Origin of the sequence: Caballeronia sp. AZ10_KS36, from assembly GCF_023631105.1 — a bacterium.
Lineage (GTDB): Bacteria > Pseudomonadota > Gammaproteobacteria > Burkholderiales > Burkholderiaceae > Caballeronia.
On record NZ_JALQDQ010000050.1, the window covers coordinates 85,320 to 101,549 of the forward strand.

The 16,230-nt window shown below is 66.7% G+C and carries 13 protein-coding genes; 10 read left to right on the top strand and 3 right to left on the bottom strand.

What is annotated here, in order from left to right; all coding sequences use genetic code 11:
* Positions 1–38: 38 nt before the first annotated feature.
* The 3 genes from NCR35_RS29070 to NCR35_RS29080 all read right to left on the bottom strand — a co-directional run bounded on the left by NCR35_RS29070 (position 39) and on the right by NCR35_RS29080 (position 3,038).
* Positions 39–401: a hypothetical protein gene (locus NCR35_RS29070; RefSeq protein ID WP_250537349.1), complete on the bottom strand. Its 363-nt coding sequence runs from the start codon at positions 399–401 to the stop codon at positions 39–41.
* 260 nt (positions 402–661) lie between these two features.
* A complete protein-coding gene (locus NCR35_RS29075; RefSeq protein ID WP_250537350.1) occupies positions 662–2,101 on the bottom strand; it encodes an aldehyde dehydrogenase family protein in 1,440 nt (479 codons plus the stop codon).
* Positions 2,102–2,114: 13 nt separating this feature from the next.
* Positions 2,115–3,038, bottom strand: a complete 924-nt coding sequence (locus NCR35_RS29080; RefSeq protein ID WP_250537351.1) for a LysR family transcriptional regulator — start codon at positions 3,036–3,038, stop codon at positions 2,115–2,117.
* Positions 3,039–3,329: 291 nt separating this feature from the next.
* On the opposite strand from NCR35_RS29080, the gene NCR35_RS29085 reads away from it, so the two are divergent.
* The 10 genes from NCR35_RS29085 to NCR35_RS29130 all read left to right on the top strand — a co-directional run bounded on the left by NCR35_RS29085 (position 3,330) and on the right by NCR35_RS29130 (position 16,230).
* On the top strand, positions 3,330–4,823 hold the full coding sequence (locus NCR35_RS29085; RefSeq protein WP_250537352.1) for a UbiD family decarboxylase: 1,494 nt from the start codon (positions 3,330–3,332) through the stop codon (positions 4,821–4,823).
* Positions 4,816–5,430 (top strand): UbiX family flavin prenyltransferase, encoded by a 615-nt coding sequence (locus NCR35_RS29090; RefSeq protein WP_250537353.1) that lies wholly within the window; start codon positions 4,816–4,818, stop codon positions 5,428–5,430. Before NCR35_RS29085 ends, NCR35_RS29090 begins: the two co-directional genes overlap by 8 nt.
* Positions 5,431–5,434: 4 nt before the next feature.
* Positions 5,435–8,467, top strand: a complete 3,033-nt coding sequence (locus tag NCR35_RS29095) for a xanthine dehydrogenase family protein molybdopterin-binding subunit (protein WP_250537354.1) — start codon at positions 5,435–5,437, stop codon at positions 8,465–8,467.
* Complete coding sequence (locus tag NCR35_RS29100) at positions 8,464–9,285, top strand: FAD binding domain-containing protein (RefSeq protein WP_250537355.1); 822 nt, start codon at positions 8,464–8,466, stop codon at positions 9,283–9,285. Before NCR35_RS29095 ends, NCR35_RS29100 begins: the two co-directional genes overlap by 4 nt.
* Complete coding sequence (locus tag NCR35_RS29105; protein WP_250537356.1) at positions 9,258–9,818, top strand: (2Fe-2S)-binding protein; 561 nt, start codon at positions 9,258–9,260, stop codon at positions 9,816–9,818. The genes NCR35_RS29100 and NCR35_RS29105 overlap by 28 nt, the downstream gene beginning before the upstream one ends.
* A complete protein-coding gene (locus NCR35_RS29110; RefSeq protein ID WP_250537357.1) occupies positions 9,811–11,403 on the top strand; it encodes an AMP-binding protein in 1,593 nt (530 codons plus the stop codon). Before NCR35_RS29105 ends, NCR35_RS29110 begins: the two co-directional genes overlap by 8 nt.
* 6 nt (positions 11,404–11,409) lie before the next feature.
* Positions 11,410–12,216, top strand: coding sequence for an enoyl-CoA hydratase/isomerase family protein (locus tag NCR35_RS29115; protein ID WP_244851207.1), 807 nt, complete (start codon positions 11,410–11,412; stop codon positions 12,214–12,216).
* A 23-nt stretch (positions 12,217–12,239) separates the two neighbouring features.
* Entirely contained in the window at positions 12,240–13,979 is a 1,740-nt protein-coding gene (locus NCR35_RS29120; protein ID WP_250537358.1) for a GMC family oxidoreductase, read from the top strand.
* Between the two features lie 109 nt (positions 13,980–14,088).
* Entirely contained in the window at positions 14,089–15,462 is a 1,374-nt protein-coding gene (locus tag NCR35_RS29125) for an MFS transporter (RefSeq protein ID WP_250537359.1), read from the top strand.
* Positions 15,463–15,531: 69 nt separating this feature from the next.
* Positions 15,532–16,230 carry a sterol desaturase family protein gene (locus NCR35_RS29130; protein WP_250537360.1) on the top strand — a complete coding sequence of 233 codons (699 nt, stop codon included), beginning with the start codon at positions 15,532–15,534 and terminating at the stop codon, positions 16,228–16,230.

Here is a 16,230-nt window from a genome sequence, read left to right on the forward strand (position 1 = left end):
CGCGAACCGCGCTGGCCCGATGCGTAGAAGCGCGTGCCTTACCATCCGCCGCGTGATCCGCCGCCGCCCGGCGAAGGCGTGTTCTGCGGGCTCGTCACGCCGGACGACATGTTGCGCGTCGCGCCCGGCGGCTGCATGCCGCCCCGGCCCGGCGCTGCGCTCATGGTGCCGTCGTTCGCGCCGCCGATGCCGCCGCCGTTGCTCGGCCCCGACGTGTTCGCGCCGGTCGCGCCGGACAGTCCGTTGACGCCGTTCGTCCCTGTGCCCGCGCCGCTCGTTCCGCCGACGGCGCCGCCCGCCGCGCCGCCGATCATGCCGCCACCCGCGTCCGCCGCGCCGGCCACATTCACGCCGCCTGACAGTGCGATCGCAAGCGCAGTCACTGCAAGTTTCGCTTTCATTTCGAATCTCCCACTGGATGCATACGGGAGCATTGCGCGCAAGCGTCGTGCCGCGCCATGGGATGGATGCGACGCAAAGCGATTGGTCTGGACGCGGCTTCCCGGCGCTTTCGCGCCACGATGCCCGCCCGCCATTTCTCGGACGAACGGGTCGCCAGGCGGTCTCGCGATGAATCGCCTGCGGGCATCGCTGCTTTTGCCGGGCTTCACTGTGACGGCGAACGCGCACGCGCGCGAACGCCGCTCGCTGCCGCAACGTATCAGCGCAACGGAGCAATGCCTTGCGCGACACCGGACGGCATACAGATATGCTTGATCTCGGTGAAGTCGGCGAGCGCGTCGTAGCCATGCAGACGCCCGAGGCCGCTTTGCCGGTAGCCGCCGGTTTCCGCTTCCGCGAAGAGCTTGTTGTGGTCGTTGATCCAGACCGTGCCGTTACGCAGCGCACGCGCCATGCGAAAGGCGCGCGGGCCGTCGTGCGTCCATACGCTGGCTGACAGGCCGAAGACCGTGTCATTGGCCTTCGCGAGAGCTTCCTGCTCGCTCTCGAACACTTCCAGCGTGACGAACGGCCCGAAGATTTCGTCCTGACAAAAGAACGCCTTCGGGTCGCCGTGCTCGACGAGCGTCGGCGAAAGAAACGCGTGGCCCGAGCGCGCGCCGCGCAACAGCACGCGATCCGCCATGTCGCAAGCGCGTTCGATCGTGCGGTCCACTGCATCGCGCGTGGGCGCATCGATGAGCGCGCCGATATCCGTCGCCGGATCGATGCCCGGTCCCACTTTCAGCGCGGCAAGCGCGCCCGCGAGATGCTCGCGCATTTCGGCCGCGCGCGACGCATGCACCAGCACGCGACGCGCGGCCGTGCATTGCTGACCGGAGATGATGGTCGCGGCGCGCGCGAGACGCGGCGCGATGGCGGCGATGTCGGCATCGTCGAACACGAGGCAGCATGACTTGCCGCCGAGTTCGAGCGAGAGCTTCTTCATGCTGTCCGCCGCCGCGGCCATGATCTTCTTGCCGGTCGCGGTCGATCCCGTGAAGCTCACCACGTCCACGCCGTGCGAATCCGCGAGCCGTTGACTGGCGGCGTGCGCCTGTTCGTTCACGAGATTGACAGCGCCCTTCGGCAACGCGGTGTGCTCGAAGCAGCGCAGCATCGCGGCCGTGACGAGCGAGGTCTGCGCGGCCGGCTTCACGACCGCCGTGCAGCCCGCCGCGAGCGCGGGCGCGAGCGAGCGCACGAGCAAGACGGCCGGCGCGTTCCACGGCACGATGATCGCCGCGACGCCCGCAGCTTCGCGCAGCATCGTGGAGAGGGTGCCGGGTTCCGGTTCGAGCACATGACCCGCGATATGCCGCGCGAGCCCCGCGTAATACCGCACCTCCGATATGGCGCCCGAAATCTCGCCGCGCGATTGCGCAATGGCCTTGCCATTCTCGCGCGTGAGCAGCGTCGCGAGCGAATCACGCTGCTGTTCGAGCGCTGCGGCCCACGCGAGCAGCACGTCCTGGCGCAAACGCGCGTCCTGCGCCCACGTCGTGCCGTCGAACACATGGCGCGCGGCGGCGATGGCGGCGTCCGCTTCGTGCGCGCCGCCGTCGGCGTATAGGCCGATGGCTTCGCCCGTCGCGGGGTCGATGCTGTCGATCGTGGGCGTGCCGGTCCATTCGCCGCCTATCCAGTGCAATGCGTTCATCGTGTTCGTTCCTTCATTGGGGTGATGTATCGGACACCGAAGTATTCGATGCTTGATGCAGTTCGTCGCCGATGATCGCGATAAGCGCCTCCGCTGCCGCGCTCAGCGGCCGGCGCGGATGACTCACGCACACGATATGGCGCACGATGCGCGGCGCGAGAATGGGGCACGCGCGCAAGGTGCCGTGCCGCGCGGCGCGTTCGACCACGATGCGCGGAAGAATCGTCGCAAAGCGCGTGTGCTCGACGAGCTTGAGAATGGTGGAAAGCACGTCGATTTCGAAGCGCGGCGCGAGCAGCACGTCTTCGTGTTGCGCGGCGCTGTCGAGCACGCCGCGCAGACCGTGGCGCTTGGTCGGCAAGACGAGTTCGAGCTCGGGTAACTGCGCCAGTTCTATCGCGTGCGGCAAGTCGGGGCCGTGCGCGGCGCTGGTTGCGAGCACCATCTCTTCGTCCAGCAGCGGGCGCGAATCGAGCGAAAGGCGCGCGCGCGGCTTGTTGATGATCGCCGCATCCAGTTGGCCGCCCGCCACCCAGTCGATGAACGTCGCGCTGTAGCCATCGGCGACAGTCACTTCGACATCCGGATAACGCGCATGAAAACGCGAGAGCGAGTCGGCGAGCACGCTCTCCGTGACCGACGCGATCAGCCCGATGCCCACGTGTCCCGTCACGACTTCATCGCGCTGCACGAGCTGCTGCCGCGCGTGCGCGAGGTCGCGCATGATCGGCAGAAAGAGGCGATACATGAGCCGCCCCGCCGCGGTCGGCGCCATGCCATGCGCGCCCCGTTCGAAGAGTTGCTGATGCAGTTCGTCTTCGAGCTTGGCGATCTGCATGCTCAACGCGGGCTGCACGATGTTCAGGCGTTTGGCCGCACGCGTGACGGAGCCGTCTTCGAAAAGCGCGATGAAGTACTGGATTTGCTTGAGGTCCATCTGATCCCTTCCTCATCAGCAACGCTAATAGCTTTGCGCCGGGTTATCACTATGCGTCAAACGCGGCCTGTACGCGCCGCGTCGAGTTGCGCCCGACTGGGCGGCGTATCGAAGGCATCCATTGATACGTAACTGTAAGAACGCTGTCATCGGGGCTAACACGGATATAAGACGCGATGATTCGGCGCATCAGAAAACAGTATTAGAACTTATGGAGTGATCTCGCTACGCTTCAACCATGCGCTTGCTGCGGCATTTCCGATCAACGGCAGGCAATGGATGGAGACACCAATGAACTCACGCGATGCCGCAACGAACGGCATTTCCACATTTGCATGGGCCTGCCAGGGCGCCGATGCGGGCTCGCTCTCGCTGCGCGACTGGCTCGCGCATCTCGCGAAAACCGGACGCGTCGCGACTATCGGCAAGCCCGTCGCGCTCGAACATGAACTCGCGGCCATCGCCAAGCGGCTCGACGGCACGCAAGCGGCCTTCTTCACGCGTCCGGGCGGACATTCGGTGCCGGTCGTGAGCGGCTTCATGGCGAAGCGCGCATGGATCGCCGAAGCGATGGGCGTCGAAGAAGCCGGACTGCTCGCGCGATTCTCCGCTGCGGCCGCCGCGCCGCTCGCGTCGAAAGTGGTCGAGCGTGACGACGCGCCGTGCCAGCAAGTGGTGCATACGAACGGCATCGACCTGCACGCGCTCTTGCCGATTCCCACGCACAGCGAGCACGACAACGGCCCGTACATCACGGCGGGTCTCGTGATCGCGCGCAATCCGCGCACGGGCGTGCAGAACGTGTCCATCAACCGTATTCAGGTGCATGGCCGCGACCGCATGGCAATTCTGCTGCTGCCGCGCCATCTGTACGCATTCCATCGCGCCGCCGAAGAAGCGGGCGATGCGCTCGACGTGGCCGTCGCCATCGGCGTCGATCCGCTCACGATGCTCGCGTCGCAAGCCATCACGCCGATCGATCACGACGAGCTGGAAATCGCGGGCGCGCTGCACGGCGCGCCGCTGCCGGTCGTGTCGTGCGTGACGAACGGCGTGCATGTGCCGGCGTTCGCGGAGGTCATCATCGAAGGGCGCATTCTGCCGAACGTGCGCGAGCCGGAAGGCCCCTTCGGCGAGTTCCCGAAGTACTACAGCGCGAAGGAATCGCGCGAAGTCATCGAAGTGACGGCAGTCACGCATCGGCGCGATCCGATCTTTCATACGATCGTGCCGGCCGAGATGGAGCATCTGCTGCTCGGCGCGATTCCGCGTGAAGCCACGCTGCTCGCGCATCTTCAGCGCAGCCATCCTTCGGTCAAGGACGTGCATCTTTCGGTGGGCGGCGTGTGCCGCTATCACCTGTGGGTGCAGTTCGACAAGAAGCGCGAAGGCGAGGCGAAGAACGTGATTCTCTGCGCGTTCGGCGCGCACTACGACATCAAGCAGGTCGTCGTCGTGGATACCGATGTGGACGTGCACGATCCCGCCGAGATCGAATGGGCGATCGCCACGCGCTTTCAGGCCGACCGCGATCTCGTCGTGGTGGCGGGCGCGCAAGGCTCGCCGCTCGATCCTTCGACGACGGTCGGCCTGCCCGACGACGCGCCCGCGCATCTGCAAGGCGTGAGCGCGAAGATGGGTCTCGACGCCACGCGTCCGGTCGTTTATCCGGCGCACGTCTTCACGCGCGTGCGGATTCCGGGGCAAGACACCGTCGATCTCGATGCGCTCGTCGCGAATGACAACAGCGCGCTCGACGCCTACCTCACGCGCGATCATGGCTGAGCGCAAGAAGCGCATCGTCGTCGGCATCTCGGGCGCGAGCGGCGCGGTGATCGGCGTGCGTCTCATCGCCGCGCTGCGCCGGCTCGGCACGCACGAGACGCATCTGATCGTCTCGGCGTCGGGCGCGGTCACGGCGGCGCAGGAACTCGGCCTCTCGCGCGCCGACCTCGATTCGCTCGCTGACGTCGTGCACAACGTGCGCGATATCGGCGCGGCGGTGGCGAGCGGTTCGTTCCTGAGCGACGGCATGGTGATTGCGCCCTGTTCGATGAAGACGCTCGCCGCGGTTGCGAACGGCTTCGCCGACAACCTGCTGACGCGCGCCGCCGACGTCATGCTCAAAGAGCGCCGCCGCCTCGTGCTGGTCGCGCGCGAGACGCCGCTCAACCTCGCGCATCTGCGCAACATGACGCTCGCAACCGAAATGGGCGCCATCGTGATGCCGCCCGTGCCCGCGTTTTACGCGCATCCGCAGACTATCGACGATGTGGTCGATCACACGGTCGGGCGCATTCTGGATTTGTTCGGCATCGAGCACGGCGAGATCGCGCGCCGCTGGAGCGGTCTCGCCGATGAATTCGGCAGCCGCGCCGAGAGCAAGGAGTGACGCCATGAACCAGCGCGACACAGCATTCGCGGATATGAACGCACGCGTCGCTGACAACGCTGCCGCCGCGCCCGAGCGCCACGTCGGCCGTCCGATGCCGCGTGTCGAAGACCCCGCGATTCTGACAGGCCGTGGCCGCTACGGCGACGACCTCGCCGTGAAGCCCGGCACGCTGCAAGCCGCGATTCTGCGCTCGCCGCATGCGCACGCGGATATCGTGTCCATCGACACCGAAGCCGCATCGAAGCTGCACGGCGTGCGCGCCATTCTCACGCGCGACGACTTGCGCCCGTGGTCGCGTCCGTTCGTCGTCGGCGTCAAGTCGCCGATGGAACAGTGGGCGCTCGCGATGGACCGCGTGCGCTATGTCGGCGAGCCGGTTGCAGTCGTGATGGCGGAATCGCGCGCCATTGCCGAAGATGCGATGGACCTCATCAAGGTCGAGTACGCGCTGCGCGACCCGGTCACGTCCATCGATCGGGCGGTGCAGGACGATTCGCCCGTGCTGCACGAACGCGTCGGCAGCAACGTGATCAGCGACCGCCATTTCAGCTATGGCGATCCGCAAGCCGCGTTCGAACGCGCGCCGCATCGCGTGAAGCTCGTCGCGCACTATCCGCGCAATACGTGCGCGCCGATCGAATGCGGCGTGGTGATCGCCGAATACCTGTCGGGCGACGAAGGCTACGACGTCACGTCGAATTTCATGGGGCCGTTCTCGCTGCACGCCGTCATGGCGATGGCGCTCAACGTGCCCGCGAACCGTCTGCGTCATAAGGCTCCGCGCGATTCCGGCGGCAGCTTCGGCGTGAAGCAGGCGGTGTTTCCGTATGTCGTCTTGATGTGCCTCGCCTCGCGCAAGGCGGGCGCGCCGGTGAAATGGGTCGAGGACCGGCTCGAACACCTGAGCGCCGCGACCTCCGCGACCGCGCGCCTGTCCACCCTCGAAGCCGCCGTGGAAAGCGACGGCCGCATTCTCGCGCTCTCGTACGATCAACTGGAAGACGTGGGCGGCTACGTGCGCGCGCCCGAGCCCGCGACCTTCTACCGGATGCACGGCTGTCTCACCGGCGCGTATGCGATTCCGAACCTCGCCGTGCGCAACCGCGTGGTGCTGACCAACAAGACGCCGACCGGCCTCGTGCGCGGCTTCGGCGGACCGCAAGTGTATTTCGCGCTGGAGCGGCTGATTCAGCGCATCGCCATCGAACTGAAGCTCGATGTGCTCGACGTGTACCGCCGTAACTTCGTTCCCGCGGATGCGTTCCCGTATCGCGCGGCAGCAGGCGCGCTGCTCGATTCGGGCAACTATCAGGAGGCGCTGCGTCTTTCGAGCGTGCAGGGCGGCTACGAAGAACTCGTCGCGCGGCGCGACGCGGCCCGCAAGGAAGGGCGTCTCTACGGCATCGGCTTTGCCGCGATCGTCGAACCGTCGGTATCGAACATGGGCTATATCACGACCGTCATGCCGCCCGAGGCGCGCAAGAAGGCCGGTCCGAAGAACGGCGCGATAGCCAGCGCGACCGTGAGCGTGGATCTGCTCGGCGGCGTGGTCGTCACGATCGCATCGACGCCCGCGGGGCAGGGCCACATGACGGTGTGCGCGCAAGTCGTCGCGGATGTGCTCGGGCTGGACCCGAAGGACATCGTCGTGAACGTGGAGTTCGACACGCACAAGGACGCGTGGTCCGTCGCGGCGGGCAACTATTCGAGCCGCTTCGCGGGCGCGGTGGCGGGCACGGTGCATCTCGCCGCGACGCGCGTGCGCGACAAGCTCTCGCGCATTCTCGCGAAGCAGTTCGGCTGCGCAGTAGATGACGTGCGCTTCGAGCGTGCGCGCATTTTCCCGAAAGATGCCGAAGACCGCGCGCTGCCCTTCGCGCGCGCGGCGAGCAACGCGCCGCACTGGGCGCCCGCGCTCCTGCCCGAAGGCGAAGAGCCGGGCTTGCGCGAGACGGTGTTCTGGTCGCCGCCGCACATGGACGCGCCCGATGAAAAGGACCGCATCAATACGTCGGCGGCGTACGGCTTCGCGTTCGACATGTGCGCCGTCGAAGTGGATCGCGCGACGGGACGCGTGCGCATCGACCGCTACGTGACCGCGCACGACGCCGGCACGCTGCTGAATCCCGCGCTCGCGGACGGCCAGATTCGCGGCGCGTTCGCGCAAGGATTGGGCGCGGCGCTGATGGAAGAGTTCCGCTACGGCGCGGACGGCAGCTTCCAGTCGGGCACGCTCGCCGACTATCTGATGCCGACGACCTGCGAAGTGCCCGATCCGGTGATCGTTCATCTGGAAACGCCGTCGCCCTTCACCCCGCTCGGCGCGAAAGGGCTCGGCGAAGGCAACAACATGAGCACGCCGCCGTGCATCGCGAATGCGGTGGCGGACGCGCTCGGCGTCGACGACATACGCCTGCCGCTCACGCCGCAAAAGGTGATGGCGCTGATCGGCATCGACGATCCCGAACCGTCGCGCCCCGAATACCGCGAAGCGGCCGCGACGAAGCCCGCGACGCCGGGCGGCGGCAAGGCATTGACGGCGCAAGGCACGGTCGATTTGCCCGCGACGCCCGAAGCCGTGTTTGCCGTGCTGCTCGATCCGAAGGCGCTCGCCAACGTCATCCCCGGCTGTCACGCGCTGGAGGAGACCGCGCCGAACCAGTATCGCGCGGACGTGACCGTGGGCGTCGGCATGATCAAGGCGCGTTTCGAAGCGCGCATCGGCTTGTCGGAGATCGACGCGCCGCGCCGCCTGCGTCTCGCGGGCGCGGGCATCTCGCCGCTCGGCAGCGCGCGGGGTAGCGGTCTCGTCGAACTGACGCCGCACGGTAACGGCACGCGCCTCGCATACGACTACGAAGCGCAGGTCTCGGGCAAGGTCGCGGCGGTCGGCGGACGCATGCTCGAAGGCGCGGCGAAGGTGGTGCTCAGGCAATTGTTCGAATCGCTCGGCCGGCAGGCGGCGGGCAAGCCGGTGGCGCAGCGCGAATCATGGATCGCGCGGCTGCTCGGCCGTTTCAGGAGGCATGCATGAAACCCGCGCCGTTCGATTATCTGCGCGCGATGACGACGCAACACGCGCTCGACGCGCTCGCGCAGCACGGCGAGGACGCCCGCGTGCTGGCGGGCGGGCAGTCGCTGATGGCGGTGCTCAACATGCGGCTCGCGCAGCCGCGCGTGCTCGTCGATATCTCGCGCACCGCCGAGCTGGACGCCGTGCGCGCCGATAACGAGGCGGGGCATCTCGTGGTGAGCGCGGCGGCGACGCAAGGCAGCGTCGAGTGGCGCCGTTCGTTGCGCGACGAAGTGCCGTTGCTCGCGATGGCGTTTCCGAACATCTCGCATTTTCAGATCCGCAATCGCGGGACGGTGTGCGGTTCCATCGCGCATGCCGATCCGAGCGCGGAACTGCCGCTCGTGCTGGCCGCGCTCGGCGGCGACGTCATGCTGCGCTCGAAGAAGAAGCGCCGCACGCTCGCCGCGCAGGACTTCTTTCAGGGAATGCTGATGACGGCGCGCGAGCCGGACGAACTGGTTGAAGCCGTGCGTTTCCCGCTGAGAAAGCCCGGCGAGCGTCACGCGTTCGCCGAGTTCTCGGCGCGGCACGGCGATTTCGCGGTGGTCGCGTGCGCGGCGGTCGTGACCGACGACGCCATCCGCATCGCGATAGGCGGCGTCGCGGACCGGCCGGTTGCGGAGACCTGGCCGCGTCTGACAGGCGACGACCTGCGCGGCGCATTGAACGACCTGAGCTGGAAACTGAACGCGCAGGACGACGCGCACATCAGCGCGAAGTATCGCCGGAATCTGGTCCGGCAACTGGGATGGCGCGTGATCGAGGAGGCGAAGTGAGCAACACGGCGGACAACATCATGCGGCACGGCGAAGAGCAGCGCATCACGCTGACGCTCAACGGCCGCGAACGCAGCGGCTATTGCGAGCCGCGCGAACTGCTGTCGGATTTCATCCGGCACGAACTCGGCGCGACGGGCACGCACGTCGGCTGCGAACACGGCGTCTGCGGCGCATGCACGGTGCATGTCGACGGCATCGCGGCACGGTCGTGCCTGATGCTTGCGGTGCAGGCGGACGGACGGCGCATCGATACCGTCGAAGGCCTCGCGCCGGAGCAGACGCTCGGCGATTTGCAGCAGGCGTTTCAGCGTCATCACGCGTTGCAGTGCGGCTTTTGCACGGCGGGCATTCTGATGTCGTGCGCGGATTATCTGCAACGCGTGCCGGACCCGAGCGAAGAGCAAGTGCGCGAGATGCTGTCGGGCCACATCTGCCGCTGCACGGGCTATACGCCGATCGTCGCGGCCGTGCTGGACGTCGCCGCGCGCCGTCAGGGAAAAGCAAATACGAAGGAGTCCGAACATGCTTGATCTCGGCCGCACTTTCATGCAAAGCGTCGAGCGCAGTCCGAACGCGCTCGCGCTCGTCGACGGCGACCTGCAACTCACGTACGCGGCGTGGCATCGCGTGATCCTGAACGTCGCCGATGGCCTGCGCGCGCTCGGCGTGCGACGCGGCGACCGGCTGCTCGTCGTGTTGCAGAACCGCTGGGAAATGGCGACGCTGCATTGGGCGGGGCAATTCGCGGGCATCGTGATCGTGCCGCTCAACTGGCGCGCGAAGCCGGAGGAAGTCGAATACTGCGTGACGGATGCGGGCGTGAAGGCGATCGTCTACGAACCCGTTTCCGCCGATGCCGTGATGCAGAGCGCGTCGGCGCAGAACCTGCCGCGCATCGGGCTCGATGACGTATCCGGCGGCACGCTGACATTCGACGCGCTGACCGCCGAGCGCGCGCCGGAATGCGCAAACGACTGCACAGCCGAAAGCACGCAAGCCACCGCCGACGACATCTCACTGATCCTGTACACGTCCGGCACCACCGGCAAGCCGAAGGGCGTGCCGCGCCGCCACCGCCACGAACGCGCGGGCGCGCTTGCGCATGTGGCGCAGAATCTGTACCGGCGCGGCGAACGCACGCTCGGCGTGATGCCGCTCTATCACACGATGGGCGTGCGCTCGCTGCTCGCAATGGCGCTCGTCGATGGCGTCTTCGTCTGCGTGCGCCGCTGGAACGCGAAGCTCGCGCTGGCATCCATCGCACGACACCGGCTGACGTGCCTCTATCTCGTGCCGACGCTCTATCACGACCTGCTCGCCGACAGCGGTTTCACGAGCACGGATACGTCCTCGGTGAGAAAGCTCGGCTTCGCGGGCGCGCCGATGAACGACGGGCTGCTCAAGCGCCTCTCGGCCGCGTTCGAGCCGGAGTTGTTCGTCAATCACTACGGCTCGTCCGAGGTCTACACGTTCAGCATCGATCAGGACGCGACGAAGAAGCCGGGCAGCGCGGGGCGCGCGGGCATCAACACGCGGCTGCGCGTGGTGAAGCTCGACGCCGTGTCGCCCGACGAGACGGCGGCCGTCGGCGAGGAAGGGCAGATCATCGCGGACCTGCTCGGCGACGAAGCATTCGAAGGCTACTGGAATCGCCCGGACGCGAACGCGAAGTCCTTGCGCGACGGCTGGTACTTCACCGGCGACACGGGCTACTTCGACGCCGACGGCGACCTCTACGTGACCGGCCGCGTGGACGACATGATCATCAGCGGCGGCGAGAACATTTCGCCGGTGGATATCGAGTCGGTGCTGTCGCTGCATCCGGCCGTCGATGAAGTCGCGGTCGCGGGCGTGAAGGACGAGCGCTGGGGCCAGCGCGTGGTCGCGTTCATCAAGCGCCGCGAATATGTCGATGCCGAAGGGCTCGACGCCTGGTGCCGCCAGTCCGACCTCGTCAACTTCAAGCGCCCGCGCGACTACGTGTTCGTCGATGACATTCCGAAGTCCCCGGTCGGCAAGATCCTGCGCCGCAAGCTCTCGGCGGGCGAATATGCGCCCGATAGTCAGGCAGCGGCCGCGCAACCTACAGAAACCCCGGAAACCACGAAGGAGTAACCCGACATGACCGACCTGAATCATCGCGGCCAGACGCTGCTGCAAGACCTCGACGGCTTCTCGGTCGAGATCGACGCCGAACGGGAACGCGCCGACATCATCCTGCACCGGCCGCCGTTCAACGTCATTTCGATGCACGCCCGCGACCAGTTGCGTGCCGCATTCGAAGCACTCGACGACGATGAGCGCGTGCGCGTGATCGTCGTGCGCGCGAACGGCGAGCACTTTTCGAGCGGCGGCGACATCAAGGGCTTCCTGGAAGCGTCGCCGGAACACGTGTCGAAGCTCGCATGGAACATCGCGGCGCCCGCGCGCTGCTCGAAGCCGGTGATCGCGGCCAATCGCGGCTTCTGCTTCGGCGTGGGCTTCGAGTTGTCGCTCGCTTGCGATTTCCGCATCGTCACCGACACGACGTTCTACGCGCTGCCCGAACAGAAGCTCGGCCAGATTCCCGGCTCCGGCGGCTCGGCGCGCTTGCAGGCGATGGTCGGCATCGGCCGGACGAAGGACATCGTGATGCGCTCGCGCCGCATTCCGGGCAAGCAGGCATACGAGTGGGGCATCGCAGTGGACTGCGTGCCCGACGCCGAACTCGAAGCCGCGACGGACGCGCTCGTCGACGAACTGCGCGCGTTCTCGCCGCTCGCCCAGCGCACCGCGAAGAAGCTGCTGAACGATTCGGAAGACGCGCCGCTTTCCATCGCGATCGAACTCGAAGGGCATTGCTATAGCCGCCTGCGCTCGTCGGACGACTTCCGCGAAGGCGTCGAAGCGTTCCACGGCAAGCGCAAGCCGGTGTTCCGCGGCTTCTGATCACGCAGACAAAGGGAGACGACATGAGACGCTTCGATTACGTGATCGTGGGCGGCGGTTCGGCGGGATGCGTGCTTGCGCATCGGCTGTCGGCGTTGCCGTCGCTGCGCGTCGCGCTGATCGAGGCGGGCGCGGACACGCCGCCGGGCGCGGTGCCCGAGGCCATTCTCGACAGCTATCCGATGCCGGTGTTCTGCGGCGACACGTACATCTGGCCGGACTTGAAGGCCAAGGCCACGAAGCAGGCCGCGCCCCGCGTGTACGAGCAGGGCCGCGTGATGGGCGGCGGGTCGAGCATCAACGTGCAGTCGGCTAATCGCGGCTTGCCGCGCGATTACGACGACTGGGCCGCGACAGGGGCCGACGGCTGGGCGTGGCGCGACGTGCTGCCGTACTTCCGCAAGCTGGAGCGCGACCTCGACTTTTCCGGCGGCGAACTGCACGGCGGCGATGGCCCGGTGCCGATTCGACGCATCATGCCGAAGGACTGGCCCGCGTTCTGTCATGCGTTCGGCAAGGGCTTGCGCGCGCAGGGCGTCGCGGAACTGAAGGATCAAAACGGCGAGTTCGGCGACGGATTCTTTCCGGGCGCGTTTTCGAACGAGGACGACAAGCGCGTGTCCACGGCTATCGCCTATCTGGACGAGGCCACGCGCAAGCGCCCCAATCTCAGGGTGTATTCGAAGCTGCGCGTCGAGCGGATCGTGATGCAAGGCGCGACGGCGCGCGGCGTGATCGCGGTGGACGAAGACGGCGAGCGCCTGCGCTTCGATGCGGGCGAAGTGATCCTGAGCGCGGGCGCGCTGCAATCGCCTGCGCTCTTGATGCGCGCCGGCATCGGCGACGCGCGCGAACTCGCGGCGCTCGGCATTACGTGCGCGGTGGATCTGCCGGGCGTCGGACGCAATTTGCAGGATCATCCGTCGCTCACGTTCTGCCATTTCCTCGAGCCGCGCTTTCGCATGCCGCTCGCGCGACGCCGCGCCAGCATGATGGCTGCGCGTCTCAGTTCGGGCGTCGCGGGCTGCGACGAGTCGGACCTGTATCTGTCGAGCGCGACACGCGCCGCATGGCATGCGCTCGGCAACCGGCTCGGGCTGTTCTTTCTGTGGTGCAACCGGCCGTATTCGCGTGGCCGCGTGCAGCTCGTTTCCGCCGATGCCGCCGCCGCGCCGCGTGTCGATCTGAATCTGCTCGACGACGAACGCGATGTAGAGCGGCTCGCTGTCGGCGTGCGAATGCTGGCGCGCATCGTGGAAGCATCGGGTCTGAGCCGCGATGCACGCGACTTCTTCCCGGCCGCGTTTTCGCCGCGCGTGAAGGCGTTGAGCCAGGTCGGCGAGGGCAACGCGCTTCTTACGTCCGCGCTCGGGCTTCTGCTGGACACGCCCGCGCCCGTGCGCCGGATGTTGATCGAACGCTTCTTCACGCGCGGCCTGAAGATGAACGCGCTGCTCGCCGACGACCGCGCGCTCGCGGACTTCATCCGCGCGAACGTGTTCGGCGTGTGGCATGCGAGCGGCACGTGCCGCATGGGCGGCGCGAACGACCGCGATGCCGTCACGGACACACAAGGGCGCGTGCATGGCGCGCGAGGCTTGCGCGTGGTGGATGCATCGCTGATGCCGAAGCTGCCATCGGCCAATACGAACATACCGACCATCATGATCGCCGAGAAGATCGCCGACGCGATGGTCGCGGCGCGGCGCGAACGCGCGGAACTCGACGTCTCGGGTTCGCCGCCGCTCGCCGCCGCCCACTAACGATTATTCAATAACGATTTCTTAACCTCGACAAGAGCACGCAATAAGAAACGTGCCTGCGAAACCGGGGCGATCGAAAGACCGCCCAGTGACAAACCAGGAGATACACATGTCCGTAGCTGCACAAGACGGGGCCGCCGCGCTTCCGGTGAATCAGCGGCAGATCATGGGCGCGGTGGTGGCCTCGTGCATGGGCTGGGCGCTCGATCTGTTCGACCTCTTCGTGTTGTTGTACGTCGCGCCGGTGGTCGGGCGTCTCTTCTTCCCTTCCGAGCACGCGATGCTGTCGCTCGCGGCGGTCTATGCGTCGTTCGCGGTGACGCTGCTCATGCGTCCGCTCGGCTCGGCGCTCTTCGGCTCGTACGCGGACCGCCACGGCCGCAAGGGCGCGATGATCTTCGCGGTGGTCGGCGTCGGCATCTCGACGGCGGCGTTCGGCGTGCTGCCGACCGTCGCGCAGGCGGGCCTCGTCGCGCCGATCCTGTTCCTGCTGCTGCGTCTCGTGCAGGGCGTGTTCGTCGGCGGCGTGGTGGCATCGACGCACACCATCGGCACCGAATCGGTCGCGCCGAAGTATCGCGGCGCGGTGTCGGGGCTGATCGGCGGCGGCGGCGCGGGCCTCGGCGCGTTGCTCGCGTCGCTCACGTATCTGGCGATGTCGTCCATCTTTCCGGGCGAACTCTTCGATGTGTGGGGCTGGCGCTGCATGTTCTTCACCGGCATCGTGAGTTCGGTGCTCGGGCTCTTCGTGTTCAACAGCCTCGAAGAATCGCCGCTCTGGAAGAAGCTCGCGGCGGAGAAAGCGGCCAAGGCGGCGCAAGTCAAGACGGGACCCGTCGAAGTCGTGCGCTCGCCCATTCGCACGCTGTTTTCGCGCGAGTATCGCGGGGTGTTGTTCGTGAACCTGCTGCTCACCATCGGCGGCGGCAGCGGCTACTACCTCACCTCGGGCTATCTGCCGACGTTCCTCAAGGTCGTGAGTCATGCGCCGAACGGCGCGGCCGCCGCGATCCTGATGATTTGCAGCGTCGCGGTGGTGATCGCATCGATCGCGGCGGGGCATCTCTCGACGTTCATCGGGCGCAAGAGCGCGTTCGTGTGGATCGGCCTCATTCGGCTGGTCGCGCTGCCGGGGCTTTTCCTGTTGTTGCCGACGGCGCAGAGCATCACGATGATCGGCGTCTACGCGGTGCTGCTTTCCGCACTCGGCAGCGCGGGCTATGCGCCGATCCTGATCTTCCTGAACGAGCGCTTTCCGACCGCGATCCGCGCGACCGGCACGGGCCTTTCGTGGAACATCGGCTTCGCCATCGGCGGGATGATGCCGACCTTCGTTTCGCTCGTCGCGAAGGACGCGAGCCAGTTGCCGTCGACGCTCGCGATCTTCGTCGGCGCGATCAGCATCATCTTCCTCGTCGGCGCGTTCGTCGTGCCGGAAACGCTCGGCAAGCTGGACAACAGCGCGGCGCGTAATCCGTCCTGAAGCATGTCCTTGCGGGCTCGCGACGCACGCGGTCCGCATCGTTCGATACAAACACTGGAGACGCTCATCATGAAGTATGACGAGGACGTTCGCGCGCGCTCGTACAAGTTCCGCGACGAATACGTGGAAGCGACGCCGAAGTGGTATCGCGGAGAGATGCATCTGGGCTTCACGCTCGTCTTCACGACGGCGGTGATCCTGTATTGCGCCATGCAGCTTCACGCGCCGACGTTCGCGGAATGGCTCGCGGTCGTGCCGCTCTTTCTCTTCGGCAACTGGGCGGAATGGGCCGCGCACCGCTACGTGCTGCATCGGCCGACGAAGTATTTCAGCATGGTCTACAAGCGGCACTGCGCGGTGCATCATCGCTTCTTCACGCATGTGACGCTGGAGTACAAGGGCCACAAGCACTGGCGCGCGCTGCTGTTTCCGCCGTTCGCGCCGGTCGCGTTCGTGCTCGCCGCCGCGCCGCTCGCGTTGCTGATCGGTTTCGTGTTCACGCGCAATGCCGGATACATCGCACTCCTTACGATGGCCGCGTACTACCTGATGTACGAAGGGCTGCACACGCTTTCGCACGTCACGGACAGTCCGTTTCTCGACCGCGTGCCGTTCGTCAACACGGTGCGCCGCCTGCATGTGACGCATCACGATCCCGAGCAGATGGCGACGCAGAACTTCAATCTCACCTTCCCGATCTGCGACACGCTGTTCGGCACGCGCAGCGATGCGCCGCGCACCGTGCCAACGACTGCGCGCCGCGGCTGA